This is a genomic window from Oceanobacter kriegii DSM 6294 (assembly GCF_000422845.1).
Taxonomy (GTDB): domain Bacteria; phylum Pseudomonadota; class Gammaproteobacteria; order Pseudomonadales; family Oceanobacteraceae; genus Oceanobacter; species Oceanobacter kriegii.
Map to the genome: position 1 here is coordinate 260,885 of NZ_AUGV01000004.1, position 14,670 is coordinate 275,554.

10 protein-coding genes are annotated in these 14,670 nt (G+C 54.7%); 2 read left to right on the forward strand and 8 right to left on the reverse strand.

Annotated features, from left to right (window positions below; genetic code table 11):
* Positions 1-280: 280 nt before the first annotated feature.
* Together amt and G516_RS0104070 are read left to right on the forward strand one after the other, a co-directional pair.
* Positions 281-2,581: an ammonium transporter gene (gene amt, locus G516_RS23710; protein WP_084644853.1), complete on the forward strand. Its 2,301-nt coding sequence runs from the start codon at positions 281-283 to the stop codon at positions 2,579-2,581.
* 44 nt (positions 2,582-2,625) lie between these two features.
* A complete protein-coding gene (locus G516_RS0104070; RefSeq protein WP_036534338.1) occupies positions 2,626-3,369 on the forward strand; it encodes an SDR family NAD(P)-dependent oxidoreductase in 744 nt (247 codons plus the stop codon).
* Positions 3,370-3,450: 81 nt separating this feature from the next.
* Here the strand turns inward: G516_RS0104070 and G516_RS0104075 are convergent, their stop codons facing one another.
* The 8 genes from G516_RS0104075 to G516_RS0104110 form a co-directional block, all read right to left on the reverse strand.
* Entirely contained in the window at positions 3,451-3,972 is a 522-nt protein-coding gene (locus G516_RS0104075) for a GNAT family N-acetyltransferase (protein WP_036534341.1), read from the reverse strand.
* A gap of 154 nt (positions 3,973-4,126) precedes the next feature.
* Positions 4,127-7,729 (reverse strand): flagellar hook-basal body complex protein, encoded by a 3,603-nt coding sequence (locus tag G516_RS0104080; protein WP_028292584.1) that lies wholly within the window; start codon positions 7,727-7,729, stop codon positions 4,127-4,129.
* Positions 7,730-7,758: 29 nt separating this feature from the next.
* Positions 7,759-8,550, reverse strand: coding sequence for a flagellar hook assembly protein FlgD (locus G516_RS0104085; protein ID WP_028292585.1), 792 nt, complete (start codon positions 8,548-8,550; stop codon positions 7,759-7,761).
* Between the two features lie 10 nt (positions 8,551-8,560).
* Positions 8,561-9,007, reverse strand: coding sequence for a flagellar basal body rod protein FlgC (gene flgC / locus G516_RS0104090; protein ID WP_028292586.1), 447 nt, complete (start codon positions 9,005-9,007; stop codon positions 8,561-8,563).
* Between the two features lie 2 nt (positions 9,008-9,009).
* Positions 9,010-9,435, reverse strand: coding sequence for a flagellar basal body rod protein FlgB (gene flgB / locus G516_RS0104095; RefSeq protein ID WP_028292587.1), 426 nt, complete (start codon positions 9,433-9,435; stop codon positions 9,010-9,012).
* A gap of 295 nt (positions 9,436-9,730) precedes the next feature.
* Entirely contained in the window at positions 9,731-11,809 is a 2,079-nt protein-coding gene (gene phnN, locus G516_RS0104100) for a phosphonate metabolism protein/1,5-bisphosphokinase (PRPP-forming) PhnN (RefSeq protein WP_051218917.1), read from the reverse strand.
* A 3-nt stretch (positions 11,810-11,812) separates the two neighbouring features.
* Complete coding sequence (gene nadC, locus G516_RS0104105) at positions 11,813-12,679, reverse strand: carboxylating nicotinate-nucleotide diphosphorylase (RefSeq protein ID WP_036534348.1); 867 nt, start codon at positions 12,677-12,679, stop codon at positions 11,813-11,815.
* 41 nt (positions 12,680-12,720) lie between these two features.
* Positions 12,721-14,646, reverse strand: coding sequence for a TRAP transporter permease (locus G516_RS0104110; RefSeq protein ID WP_211225054.1), 1,926 nt, complete (start codon positions 14,644-14,646; stop codon positions 12,721-12,723).
* Between the last annotated feature and the right edge of the window lie 24 nt (positions 14,647-14,670).

Here is a 14,670-nt window from a genome sequence, read left to right on the forward strand (position 1 = left end):
TTCAAAGGGTTAGAAGAATTACAGACTTTGGACGCAGCGAGATTGTCAAATTGGCGGCAGCGAATTGCCGCCAGTCGAGCTAATAAATTGACGCCGTACTGAGCCTGACCCAGCGCTTTTTAAAGCGGAGAGGTTCGTTCAATGAGTCAGTAAAGAACCCTCTGAATAAAAGTGCGTTATCACGCGCTGCTCATATCAGTTTGGAATATCCAGTCGCGGCCAGCAGGACCAGGGAGAAACCCGACTAGGCTTGAGGGACTACTGTACTCTCGGGATTCGTATGGCAAATCATTCCTATTCCAAACGCTGTCAATTACCTCGCGCTCTGAGCCTGCTACTGGCTGGCAGCCTGATACCCGGCATTGCCTCGGCCAACCCGGCCCATATCGTCGCCGGCGACGTGCAAGGAATGCTGGATATGACCTGGGTGATTCTCGCGGCGGGACTGGTGTTCTTTATGCAGGCCGGTTTCACCATGCTGGAATCCGGCATGGTGCGGGCCAAAAATAGCTACAACGTGGCGATTAAAAACATCAGCGACTTCACCACTGCCGTACTGACGTTCTGGTTGATTGGCTTTGCCCTGATGTTTGGCCCCAGCGTCAACGGCTGGCTAGGCGGTGACGGGTGGATGGGCGGCTTGCTCTCAACCCCGGCGGATTACGCCTTTTTCCTGTTCCAATCCATGTTTGTCGGAACGGCCGCCACCATTGTTGCCGGTGCGGTCGCCGAGCGCATGAAGTTCAATGCCTACATTATTATCAGCGTCGCCATTTCCATTGTTATTTACCCGGTGTCTGGCCACTGGATTTGGGGCAGCGCCCTGACCGAAGGACAGCCGGGCTGGCTTGAGGCCAAAGGCTTTATGGACTTTGCCGGGTCTACCGTGGTGCATTCTGTTGGAGGCTGGGTGGCATTGGCCGGGATTATTGCCCTTGGCGCACGGCGTGGACGTTTTGACGACGATGGTAAACCGATGGATATTCCTGGCCACAATTTGCTGATTTCTACCGTCGGCGTCTTCATTCTCTGGTTTGGATGGTTTGGTTTTAACGGTGGCAGCACGCTCGCCGCTGACGCCAGTGTTGCCATTATTGTGTTGAATACCGTGCTGGCCGGTGCCGCGGGTGGCATCACCGCGCTGCTGCTGTCGTGGCTTACAGGGCGTGGCATTGTCTCGGTGGAGCGGTCGCTTAACGGCATCCTTGGCGGTCTGGTTGGCATTACGGCCGGTTGTGCCTTTGTAGAACCCAACAATGCCATCTGGATTGGTTTGATTGGCGGTGTGGTGGTGTTCGTTGCGGAATACTGCCTGCTGCACTACGCCAAACTCGATGACCCAGTGGGTGCAGTTGCGGTTCACGGCTTCGGCGGCATCTGGGGCACGCTGGCATTGGCACTGTTTGCCGAGCCGGAAGTGTTAAACCACAGCCGCGGTGAGCAACTGATGGTGCAACTAAGCGGTGTGGTAAGCGTGTTTCTTTGGGCGTTTTTCTCCGGGCTGGTGTGTTTCTGGTTACTGCGTCAACTACACGATCTGCGCGTCAGCAAAGAGCACGAAGAGATCGGTTTGAATGTTGCCGAGCACGGTGCCCGCACCGTCTGGCTGGATACCATGAAAACCATGCAGGAAATCGTCGCCACTGGCGATCTGACCCGCCGGGCGGAAGCCGAACCTGCAACCGAAGCAGGCGAAACCGCGATGGCCTTCAACCATATGCTGGACAGCTTTCAGCAAAGCGTTAAGCGCATGGCGACGTCAGCCAGTGCCGTTGCCCAACAAAGCCAGCAGCTGAACAATGCCGTGAGCCACAACCGCAATAACTGCAACCAACAACTGCAACTGGTCGGCAACGTTCAGCAACGCATGGACGAGGTGCTGCAATGTGCCAGAGACACCCTGCAATCGGCTCAAGACGGTACGGCGACTGCAGGCGCCACCCGCGACGATGCCCAGCAAGGGGTACAACAGGTGCAGGCGCTGACCGATGCCGTGAATGCCCTGTCGGCCAACCTGCAAGCCGCTTCCGAGCGTGCCAATGAGGTCGCAGGCAAAACCCGGGGTATCAGCGAAGTGGTCTCGCTGATCAATGAAATTGCCGAGCAAACCAATCTGCTGGCGCTCAATGCCGCTATTGAAGCGGCCCGGGCCGGTGAGCAAGGACGTGGCTTCGCTGTCGTGGCAGACGAAGTACGAGGACTGGCCAATCGTACCCAGAAAGCCACAGAGAGTATTCAGTCGGAAATCGAACAGCTGCAACAGGAAGCCGCCGCCTCGGCAACCGAGCTGCGCCGCTATTCGGAAGACGCCAGTCAAAATGCTGACCAATCGCGCCAGAGCATGGCTTCGTTACAAGGACTGATAACCGCCGTCGACAGCATCACTCGCCTTAATCAGCTAATTTCGCAAGCTGCTAACCGCCAGGCCAATTTGTCTGAAGAGATGAGTTCGTTGATTACCCATGTGAGTGCGTTAAGTTCAGATACCGACAAACACACACAAGCACTGGATGATACCAGCCTGTCGATGGACAATAGTGCAGCTAACCTGAAGGCTGTGGTCAGCCGCTACCGGGTTTAGGGGCTGTATTTCGGCTCCAGCCCCTTCACACTGGAGCACGCATTATGCCCCCGAATTCTGCCTCAACTACCGTGGTGATTGCCGGTGCCAGCAGCGCCATTGGTCAGCAGATTTTTCGCACGCTGGCGGTGATGCCCGATATCCACATCATCACCCTGTCACGCGGTGAAACACCACAGACCGATGCCAGCATGGCAGCCAGCCACCAGCACCTGACGGTCGATCTATCGGACAAACGCTGTCTCGAACAGCTGTCCGGTTTATGGCAATCCGTTGGTTGTCCCAACCGGGTGTACCATTGCAGCGGTGTGCTGCATGACGACAGTCACCGGCCTGAAAAATCGATTCGGGAATTTGACGCCGACTGGCTGATGCAATCGGTGAGCAGCAATCTGGTGACCCACGCCCATCTGGCGCAGAGCCTTCATAGCCACATAAACCGCAAGACGGAGTTTCGCTGGATCTCGCTGTCGGCCAAGGTGGGGAGTATTTCAGACAACGGGCTTGGCGGCTGGTACAGCTACCGAATGACCAAAGCCGCATTGAACATGCTGATTTGTAATCTGGATATTGAATGGCGTCGCAAGAACCCGGCGGCTCGGGTTTGTGCGGTTCATCCCGGTACGACCGATACACCGCTGAGCAAGCCGTTTCAGGAAGGCATTGCCGAGGGCAAGCTCTATTCCGTAGAGCAAACCGCCGAGCGCATGATGACGATTATGGAAAACCTGACCGAACAACAGTCCGGCAAGTTGTTGTTTTGGGATGGCAGCCTTCTGCCTTTTTAAACAAGCGCCTTTTTAAACAAGCGCCTTTTTAAAAAGGCACGCACTCAGGCCGGTGCCCTGGGAAGCTCCGCACATCCTGGATTACAAATTGGTGTAATCCAGATGCTTTTGCCAGAACAGCGCGTGACCATTTTCCGGGTCCAGCTCGTAGCCTTCAAAACCGAATTTACGATAAGCATTCTTTGCGACTTCATTACCGGAAAGCACCTCCAGCGTCACCTTGCAGCAGCCCAGTTCAATGGCTTCCATCTCGGCCGCTTGCAGCAATTGCTGACTCAACTGCAAACCACGAAACGCCGACTTCACCGCAATATCATGAATGTTCATCAACGGCTTGGCCTTGAAGGTGGAAAACGCCAGAAAGGCATTCAGCAAACCGGCAGGCTGATCGTCCACGTAGGCAATCCAGCTGTGTGCGTACGGTACGGCCGCCAGGCGTTGTGGCAATGTACGTTGTACTTCTATCGACAACGGCTCCCCCCCGCCCATAGGATCACGCGCGTAAGCGTCCAACAGATCGACCAGCTGCTGGCCATGCTGCGGGTTGCGATAATCTACCTTGACGATGTCGATGCGGCGTTGTTGCGGGGATTCGTTAGCCATGGTTCGCTCCGTTGAAGCTCAAGGGGGAGCCTCTAGACTAACGCGTATAAGGATAGCGGAGAAGAGCAGCGATCTATCTGTGGTCTGCTACTCTTCTCCTCTTTTCTAATCAAAACCCATGAGCCCTGTCTGACTTATGGGTAGATAGAGATAATCAGATGTTGATGATGGCCTGTGTCACCTGATCAGACGTTTCAATGGTTTTGGCATTGGCCTGGAAGTTACGCTGGGCAATGATCAACTGCACCAGTTCCTCCGACAAATCGACGTTGGAATCTTCCAGCGCAGACGACTGAATCTGCCCCAAAGAAGCCGTATTTGGCTCACCAATGGTTGGCACGCCGGACGAGTATGACTCCGCCCAGGCGGTGTCACCCACTTTGGTCAAACCTTCCGGGTTGGTGAAGTTGGCCAACGCCACCTGCCCCAGGGTCTCAGACTGACCATTGGTGAACTGGGCGAAGATAATGCCGTCGTCATCAATTTGCAGGCCACTCAAACGACCGGTGGTGTAACCGTTCTGATCCACTTCGTTAACCGCAAAATCAGAGCCATACAAGGTGGTGCCTTCCAGGCTGATCTGGAAGTTGGAGCTGTTGGCCGGGGTGGTCAGCGGCAGACCGCCTTCCAGCACATTCATTGAGCCGATGGCACCGTTACGGTCGCCGTTGCTGTCCAATGGGTCCCAGTTGGTGATGTACATTTCACCGACGGCATCTTCATCGATGGTACCATCCTGGTTGAAGTAAAGATCGAAGCTGGCCATGGTGGCTTGCTGGTTAGCCGGGTAATCCAGCGTCGAATCCGGATCACCCACGTTCTGTCCATCCACCGTCACGTACATAACCCACTGGGAGTCGGACGATTCGTCGGTGGCGGGTTCACGTACGAAGTACTGGGTCATCACATGGTCGTTACCCTGACTGTCGTAGATGGTCACCGAGGTGGAATGGTTATAGGTGCCAGAATCGTTCGGGTCGAAGGTGTTCAGCGCGTATTCGGTGTATTCAGAGGCATTGAGGGTGCCAAAAATACCCGATACCGATGGCGTCGGATTCGACAGGTTATAGCCTTCGTTCAGTACGATATTCACGGTGCCGCCAATGGTGGCAGCCGAGGCCGCACCGGCGCTACCACCCAGTACCTGCGGGCCAGTGGTGGACGAGCCGACAATCACCAGCGAGTCGGTATCGGTGCTGGAAGAAATCTCGATATCAATATCACGGCCTGTGGCACTGTTGATGACCAGATCGCCGTCGGCGTTGATTTCAGCAGTAAAGCCCGGCAGCGAGGTATCGGTGTATTCGTTGATTTCTTCAGCCAGATCTTCCAGCGAAGTTGACGTTAATTGCTGACCATTGAGGGTAATGGTCATGTCGTTGCCTGGGCTGTTGTAGCCCGCTGCTGTCAGAGTGGCGGTGGAGGTTGCTGAAGCAGTAACCCCTGGCTCATCGTTCAGCAAGGCGACGATTTCGTTGGCAGCACTGTACTCCGGAATGGTAATGATGCTTTCTTCCCCTTCCGGATTCGTCAGGGTCACCATGGTTTCGGGGTAGCCGTTGTTAACGCCCTCAATGCCTTCAACCATCAGAGTGTCGTCGCTGGCATCCACCTGCAACAGGGCAAACAGCTCGGCATCGGTAATGTCACTGCCTGAGGCATTAATGTTGGTGATGCTGATGGTCGAGGCTTCGCCCGCATCTGTGGCGCGCAGTTCCAGCTGATACTGGATTGGCGTGGTCGCTGGCTCTACTTCCACCGCGTAGGCTTGTACGCCAATGTAGCTGTCGGAGTCCTGGCTGTTCAACTGGGCATTAATGGCCGAAGCCAGCTCCTGCACCGAGCTGATTTCCTGATCCAGCGAGATCAGTACAGAACCGGAACGACCTTCTTCATCCGGCTGCGGCACTGTCAGGTTAATACGGAAGCTGTTGCTGCGATCGATAGCATCGGTACCTGCCACAGCGTACAGGCTGTCAAAGCCCAGCTCAGTAACGGCCTGAGGCTCCGTACCGGTAGCGGTAATATCAATGCCCTCACCGGAGCCGGTGACCAGATTGGTAAACACCAACTGACCGCCCACCGCTTCAACGCTGACGTTATCGGCCAGGCCGTTAGCACCGATCACCAGATCAAACTGCTGCTGAATGGCGTTGGCCAGATCATCCAGATCGGCATAGGTGTTTGGTGGAATGGTTATTGTGTATGGGCCAGCGGTGTTACCCGTGGTACTGGTCACTTCAATCTGGAATTCGTTATTGGCATCAACCGGGGCTTCACCACCGTCGTAGCGGTTTGAGGTAGAAAAGCCGAGATCCGTCAGGTTCAGGCCATTCGACGTTGCGGTGTTATCCGCCAGCTGTACGTAATCACCTTCGGTTGCCGGAGCCTGAGCCTGGAATGAAATAAAGCCGCTGCTGTTCACCACGTTCACATCCGGTGTGGCGCTTTGAGCCGCGATTTGGGTGTTGATTTCTGCCACCAGCTCAGCGGTTGTCACATTGGCATAGTCGGCTGGAGCAGCGGAGGCCCAGCTGGCTTCGGACAGGTTGATGTTGTAGGTGGAGCCGTTACCGGTGGCAATGGTGAACGCCAGCACGTTGCCGTTGGCGGTACTCAAATCCTGAGCACCGATGATGCTGCCAGCAGTCAATTCCGCCAGTTCACCGGCATCGCTGGCAACAATATTCAGCGGCGGAGTGGCAGTGGTACGGGTGGTTGTTGAAGTACCCGGGGTGTTCGACAGATCAATGGTCAGTGGCGTGTCACCAACAAACAGCAAGCTACCCTGCGTACCGGCACTGACGGCCCCGCTGGCACCAAAGGCAGCATCAAATGCGGCTGTGTTCGAGAGCGTAAACGCGCTGCCATTGGTCGCGGCGTAGCCCGCTCGGGTAATCACCAGCTCGCCGCCCGTACCCTGGCTGGCAGTAAATTGCTGGGAGCCAAAGGCATCATCCAGAGCCCCTTGCACATCGCTGAGAATATCAGCCACGGAGCCACCGGCCGCGACGCCATCCAGTGTGATGGTTTGGGCACCAGAGCCGTCACCCACATCAATATCCATGCTGATGGCGCCATAGCCGGCCGCTGCAACCGTGGTGAGGTCGGTGGCAAAGCCCACCCGTGCGGCAGTACCAGCGGTCATAGGCTGACCGGCACTGGACAAGGTAGTAAAGGTCGATTCAGGAATACCGGCGTCAACTGCGCCAATCGCCAGACCGGTGGTATCTACTGTGGTGCCCAGCTCCTGCAAAATTGGTTCGCTGGCGTCGAGGTTAACTTCCAGCTGAACGTCGCTGGTTAACTGTGGAGACTGACTGGTTACGTCAATTTGAAGGTCTTGCAGTACCCCGGCAATTTCGCCGTTTTCATCGGCCAAAAAGCCTTGCAGCACGGCGCCGTTGTTAGCGGTGACATAGCCATCGGCATCGAGGTTGTACGCCCCCGAACGGGTGTAAGTTTGTGAGCCGTTGTCGTTCAACACAAAGAAGCCGTTGCCATCGATGGCGAGGTCCAACGTGTTATCAGTGGCACTGATGCTGCCCTGGGTGAACTCTTGCGCCACATCCGCAACCGATACACCACTGCCCACTGCCGCACTGCCACTGCCCAGCAGCGAGTTGGTGTAGACGTCGCCAAACTCCGCCCGCGATTCCTTAAAGCCGGTAGTGCTGGCGTTGGCGATGTTGTTACCGGTGACCGACAGGTCGGTAGACGCCGCGTTAATACCGCTCAAACCAATGTTAAAAGCCATGACGAATTCCTCTTGATACCTGTCGTGCGTTAGTCTTCGAGAACCTGGCTGATATCAGACATGCTGGCTGTCTGACCGCCGGTCAAATTAAGGGTAACGGTGCCGCTGGAAGCCAACGTCACGCTCTCTACCCGGGTACTCATGTTCATATCAACCTGTTCGGTTGTACCGTCGATAGTGCCCGTCAGTACAAACTGGTATTCACCGGCTTCGTAAGGCACCAGTTGCGGGTTGCCGTCGTCGTCCAGAATCAGTTCGCCGTTGTCATCGGTCAGATATTCATCCCGGTTCAGGGCGCTGCTGTTCAGCTCATCGCCATCGACGCTGAGGTTGAGGCCATCCCACTCCACCGACAGGGCGCCAGAGGCGTGCGTGCCAATGTCATACTGTTCCAGTAACTGACCGCTGCTGTCGTACACCGCAAGGCTCAGGTCAGTGGCGCTTTCTTCCAGCTCGGTATAGCCACTCAGGGTGCCACCATCGCGCAGCACACCGCTGGTGTTGCCATCAACAATCACCGACTGGCCAACCATGCTGGAGGCCTGCAAGGCGGAGAAAGATGAGAACTCGGACGAAATGGTCTCAACCGTGGTGTTGAGGTTGTCGATGCCCTCAACCGTTGAGAACTGCGCCAGCTGTGCCACAAACGCCTGGTTGTCCATGGGGTCGAGCGGGTTCTGGTTGTTCAACTGAGCAACCATCAGCTCCAGAAAGGCGTCCTGTCCCAGTTCGTTATCGGAGGTGCCCGTACCGGAATCGGTCGAAGCCTTGTACTGATCCAGTACCGAAGACGAGGTGGTGGTTGTATCAATGGTGGACATGAAAACCTCCTTACTGGCCCAGCGTCAGCGTACGGGTAAGCATTTGCTTGGCGGTTTTCATCACCTCTACGTTCATCTGATAGCTGCGGGAAGACGACATCATGTCGGTCATTTCCTCTACCACGTTAACGTTGGGGTAATAGACATAACCGTCTTCGTTGGCCATGGGGTGATCCGGCTGAAAGCGGGCTTGCAGTGGTGAGTCTTTCTCGACAATACCCAGCACCTGCACCCCAACGCCGATACCGTCGTCCATGCCGCTGAACTGGCCGTCTTCATTCAGCTTCAGCTCTTCTTGTTGCATCACCGCAAACCAGGGCTTGCGAGCGCGGTAGGTTTCATCCACCGAGCTGGAGGCACTTTCCGCGTTAGCCAGGTTGGAAGCTGTGGTATTCAAACGCACCGACTGGGCACTCATGCCAGAACCGGCGATATCAAACACATTGGTTAATGACATGATTATTCTCCCCGGATGGCGCCTTTGAGACCTGTGATCTTGCTGTTCAGGAACTCAAAGGAAGCGTTGTAATCGATGCTGTTTTTGGCGTAGAGCGCCGATTCCAGCTGCGAATCGACCGTGTTGCCATCGAGCGCAGGCTGCATTGGATTGCGGTACAGCAGGCTTTCATCCATTGAACCGGTACCCGATCCGGCCAAATGGCCGCTGTTGGTACGCTCCAGCGTCAGACTGGTTTGCTGGGCGGTGCCCACATTGCCGTTTTCAACCGCCGCATCCAATGCTGACTGAAAATCAAAATCCCGCGCCTTGTATCCCGGGGTATCGGCGTTAGCGAGGTTATTCGCCAGCACCTCTGCCCGCTTGGCACGAAGTTGCAGAGCATCGTCATGAACACCGAGTGCATTGTTGAAACTGATTGCCGCCATTGCCGTTACCACAGTCGAAACTTAACTTGCAGTGAATACAGCAACCGCCGTGCCAAATAAAAATATGCTTATTTATCAGTAGCTTGGATATAGTCTCAAGATGAGTGGCAAGCCAAAACGGCAAATTGCCGCCACTTTTACCAGCGGCAGGAAATGATTGGCCAGTGGCCAAGGGAGTGGCAAAGCGGGTTGAAAAGGAAGTACTAAAGGGAACATAGAAAGCAAACAAAAAAGCCGCTACCCAAGGGTAGCGGCAATACGCTATGGCAAAACCTGTGTAGATAGCTGAATTTGTTTAGCTTGCCAGCTGCGACCGACCCGGGTGCACCGAGACGCCGCTATAGCGATAAACGTCGTCAGCCATCTCTTTAGCGTCCCGGACCTGACCAAAGTACACCCGGAATAACAGATCGCCTTTTTGCACCTGACTGCCGAGCTCAACATGCAGTTCGATGCCTGCTCTCGGGTTGGCGGGCGCCCCGGCATAGCGGGCAATGCTGTTAATACGCCAGACATCAAAGGCATCCACTTCACCGTCGACATCAGCCAGTACATCGATGTAGCGATCCTCCGGTGCAGGCAGCACCTTACGCTTGCCCTGAGCCCGGCAAATTTCCAGAAATTTGCGGGCTGCCGCTCCGGACTTGAGGGTTTCCAGCGCCAGTGCTTGCCCTTGTCCTGGCGCTGCCTTACCAGACATTTCCAACAGCCGTCCGGCAAACAACAGCGCTTTGTCACGCAGGTCTTTGGGCGCGGTTTTCTTGTTGTTGAGCACTTCGATAATGTCGCGGGCTTCGAGTGCCGGACCAACACCGCGCCCCACCGGATGGTTGCCGTCGGTCAAAATAGCATCGACCTCGATGCCCAACGCGGCACCTACGGATTCAAACAGGCCTTTCAGGCGTTCAGCTTCAGCCATGGTCTTGAGCTTGACGTTCGGCCCCACCGGTAAATCGATCACCAGATGGGTAATCCCGGCAGCCAGTTTTTTCGACAGGATCGACGCCACACTCATCTTGGCGGAATCAAGATCCAGCGGCCGGATCATGGCATTGGTGAAATCATCGAACAGGGTATGACTGATACGGCCGTTCCAGACCACACAGCCATTATGCTCGTCGACCACCTTTTGTACCTGTCGCGCTGACAGATCAACGTCAGCAAACAAGGCCATGGTATCTGCCGTACCTGCTGGGGAGGTGATCGCCTTCGACGACGCCTTGGGAATTTTCAGCCCCAGTGCTGCAATGATCGGAATAATGATCAAACTGACCCGGCTGCCAGGCAAACCACCCATCGAGTGCTTGTCGACCACCACCGGCAGGTTCCAGTTAATGACGCTGGAAAAGCGTGAACGGGCGCGGGTCAGATCACTCAGTTCCGCATCTGACAAATCGTTCGACAACGCCGTCAGGAAAGCACAGGCGGCACCTTCACTGATACGGTTTTCATTGATGTCACTGATAACCGCGAAGTACTCATCTTCGGTTAGCGACTGGCCTTTGATCTTCTGTTTCAGTAGCGCCAGCCCTTGCGGGTAGGACGGCTCGGATACCGTCACCTTGACCTTGTGATCGAAGCCAAGCACAGCGTAGGAGCTGGCCAGAATTCCGACCTGGTCGGTCTTCAACGCCACAGCATCAGAAATGATCACGTCGAATACCCGATGCTGATTCATAAAGGTCAGCTCGAGCCGCGGGTTTTCCGGATCGGCAATCATGCGGGCAAACGGGCTGTCAGGCTGAATCACGCAGGCCAGCCGGTAACCGGCAGTCATTTCGAGCGTGCGGGTTTTGGTTTCGTTGCCCCAGAAGCTGCTGAGCGCATCAATAAAACGGTTGATGCCGTGCTCAAGGGTTTTGTCGTTAACCACCCGAACAAACGGAATATCTTGCGGAATGTCCCACTCCAGGCTACTAAGGCGACGCTGGATTTGCTCCATCGACTCACGACCACGTTCGATCAGACGTTGTTTCAACACCTCTTTCGAGGCGGTAATCTCGATCAGACTGACCGGCAAACCCATGCCGACCAGGTCGCCGATTACCTTGCGGGAAACATTGGCAATGACGGTTTCGCCACGCTTGATGCGATCCCGAATATCAGCCTGCAGGCCATAGCACAAGCCATGGGCCTGCCAGGAAATAAGTAACCGTCCCGACTCCTGCCACTGGACAAACTCACTCTCGGTGACGGCAATATGATCCTCACCGCCAGCATCCGCCGGGCGACTGACAATACGCATTGCACGGCTGACCAGATGGGCATGCAAACGCTGCATAGCCAGGTCAATCAGAGTGTCCTTGCCGACCCCACTGGGGCCGACCACCAGAACGAGCATGCCCTCTGGCTGGGCGGTCTGGTTACTCATCATCAGTTACTCCGCTTCATCCAGACCGATGTCCAGAGCAGGTGAAGATTGGGTAATACGGCCTACCGAAATGAAATCAACACCGGTCTCGGCAATGGTGCGAATGGTTTCCAGACGCACACCACCCGACGCTTCCAGCAGAATCTTGCCGTTCACCAGCTCAACCGCTTTTTTCATATCTTCAACAGACATGTTGTCCAGCATGATGACGTCGGCTTTGGCCGCCAGCGCTTCCTCAACCTGATCGAGACGGTCACACTCCACTTCCACCTTGGTCAGCACGGGAACGGATGCCTTTGCGCGCACAACCGCGGCAGTGATGCTGCCACATACGGCAATGTGGTTGTCTTTCAGCATGATGCCGTTATCCAAACCAAGACGGTGGTTACGACCGCCACCACACGCCACCGCGTGTTTTTCCATTGCCCGCAGACCCGGCGTGGTTTTACGGGAATCGATCAATTGGGCCTTGGTGCCTTCAATTTCCTTCACGTAGGTTGCAGCAACGGTGGCGATACCCGACAGGTGCTGACACAGGTTCAGCGACACCCGTTCGGCGGTAAGAATGCTGCGGGCACATCCGCGGATTTTCAGCAGGATGTCGCCTTTCTGAACCTGGTCACCATCCTTCACCAGCTGCTCTACTTCCAGTGTTGGATCGTAGAAGCTGAACACCCGAGCGGCAGCAGCAATACCGGCAACCGTCATTGGCTCACGGGCGTTCATATAGAAATCGCCCTGCAGTTCCTGATCCACCAGCAAGGTAGCGGTCAGATCGAAATAGCCGATATCTTCGCGCAGGAAGGCACGAATTTGATCGTCCAGAACCAGTGGATCCAGTGGCCATGCAACAGGTTTGTTGGAAACAGACATAATAGTACCTCGTTATTTAAAACAGATTTTTTGATATAAGTTCAAACAGGCTTGACTAACAAGCCAGCCTTGTCTTTTTTTATAGCAGCCAAAAGAGCCACTACCAGGATTACCGGAATAATTGAATATATGTGCCCGGGCGCCAGCAATGACAGCCCACAACACAGGATAACCAAGCGGATAGGATTATTGATTCGGAACGAGAAATACCCTTCCGCTGCGATGGCTATAAATACTGTGGCGAACAGGGCCTGAATAATGGCAAAAACACATTCAATTAATGAGCCTTCAAGCAATACTCCCGGGTTATAGATAAACGAGAACGGGAATACAAAAGCAATTACTGACAAACGTACCGCCGTTACTGCAATGGTAATCGGATTACCATGACACAAACCGGCTGCGGCATAAGCTGCCACTGCCACCGGCGGGGTCATCGCTGACAATACGGCGTAATACAGAATAAACAGGTGCGCTGACATAATGGGCAAATCCATATGATTGACCAGCGTCGGCCCCACCAGTACCGCGGCCAGGATATAGGCACTTGGGGTTGGCATTCCCATACCAAGAATAATGGTCACAATGGCGCTCAATACCAGCGTCATCAATTGGCTATCACCGGCCAACATCAGGATCAGCGACGAAAACTTGGTACCCAATCCGGTCATGGTGATTCCACCAATAACCAGGCCCGCAGAAGCACACGCGGCTGTCACACCGACCATACGAATTGTTGCGGTCGGAAAACTCTGCATCAGGGTTTTTACTGGTACCCGACACTTTCCCGGAACCTGCGACACCACCATGATGGCTGCAATACCAAACACCGCGACAAAGGTTGGCGAATAGCCCGCCACCAGCGGAATCACCATCGCCATAAAGGGCACCAGAAACATCCAGGAGCCTTCAAACACCTCTTTCCAGCCCGGTATTTCGTCGCCATCCGGGTTCGCCACACCGTGGGCTAGGCAATACAGATGCACCTGCACATACACGCCGATGTAATAAAGAATTGCCGGAATCAGCGAGGCAATGATGATCTCGTTGTAGGCCAGCCCGGTGTACTCAGCCATGATAAAGGCCACAGAGCCCATGATCGGCGGCAACAAACTACCACCGGTGGACGCCGACACTTCAATTCCGGAAGCCAGATCTTTCGAAAACCCCAGACGGCGCATCAAGGGAATCGTCACCGAACCAGTGGTCACCACATCGGCCGTTGGGCTACCGGAAACCGTGCCAAACAAGCCGGAAGAAATAATTGCTACCTTGGCAGGCCCACCCACCGAACGCCCGGTCAGACGGGACGCCAGACGGAAAAAGAAGTCGCCACCTTTGACGGCTTCCAGAAAGGTACCAAACATCACGAACAGGAAAGCATATGTGGCTGCTACACGTACCGGCACACCAAACAGGCCATCACTGGTGTAAATATTGATATCGATAAAATCGGCCAGTGAAATATAACCGTGGCCAAATTCACCATCGATCAAATGCCCAAACAGGTTATATACAATAAATGCCCCGGCAATCAGCGTCAGCCCTAGCCCTACAGTGCGACGGGTAGCCTCAAGTGTGACCAGCGACACTACAACACCAACGCCAAATTCCATATCAGTCAACGGGGTTAACAAACTGATTCGATCGGCCAGTGAATCCATATTCACCAAAAAGAAAACCGAACTGCCGAACGACAATAATGAAAGGGTATAGTCCATTATTGTAGGTTTATCAGAGGCATTGACATGACCGGAGGAAAACACCAGAAATACCAACACCAGCATTTGGGTTAAATATACGATCGTCAGCATCAATACGTCAGATGTTGAAAATATCGTCGACCACAACACCCATAAGGCAATCATAAAGCCATATATGGCGATAAATTTTCCAAGGTAGCCCTCTGGCTTTCTACGGTCTCCCGTAGAAAGCAGAGCAACACCCAGCGATGTTGAAATACTCAAAGCATCACTCCGTTTACAGGGTTG

Coding starts and splice junctions, on each gene's coding strand:
- amt (WP_084644853.1), top strand. CDS start 281: ATGGCAAATCATTCCTATTCCAAACGCTGTCAATTACCTCGCGCTCTG.
- flgC (WP_028292586.1), bottom strand. CDS start 9,007: ATGTCATTAACCAATGTGTTTGATATCGCCGGTTCTGGCATGAGTGCC.
- G516_RS0104070 (WP_036534338.1), top strand. CDS start 2,626: ATGCCCCCGAATTCTGCCTCAACTACCGTGGTGATTGCCGGTGCCAGC.
- flgB (WP_028292587.1), bottom strand. CDS start 9,435: ATGGCGGCAATCAGTTTCAACAATGCACTCGGTGTTCATGACGATGCT.
- G516_RS0104080 (WP_028292584.1), bottom strand. CDS start 7,729: ATGGCTTTTAACATTGGTTTGAGCGGTATTAACGCGGCGTCTACCGAC.
- G516_RS0104085 (WP_028292585.1), bottom strand. CDS start 8,550: ATGTCCACCATTGATACAACCACCACCTCGTCTTCGGTACTGGATCAG.
- G516_RS0104075 (WP_036534341.1), bottom strand. CDS start 3,972: ATGGCTAACGAATCCCCGCAACAACGCCGCATCGACATCGTCAAGGTA.
- nadC (WP_036534348.1), bottom strand. CDS start 12,679: ATGTCTGTTTCCAACAAACCTGTTGCATGGCCACTGGATCCACTGGTT.
- phnN (WP_051218917.1), bottom strand. CDS start 11,809: ATGATGAGTAACCAGACCGCCCAGCCAGAGGGCATGCTCGTTCTGGTG.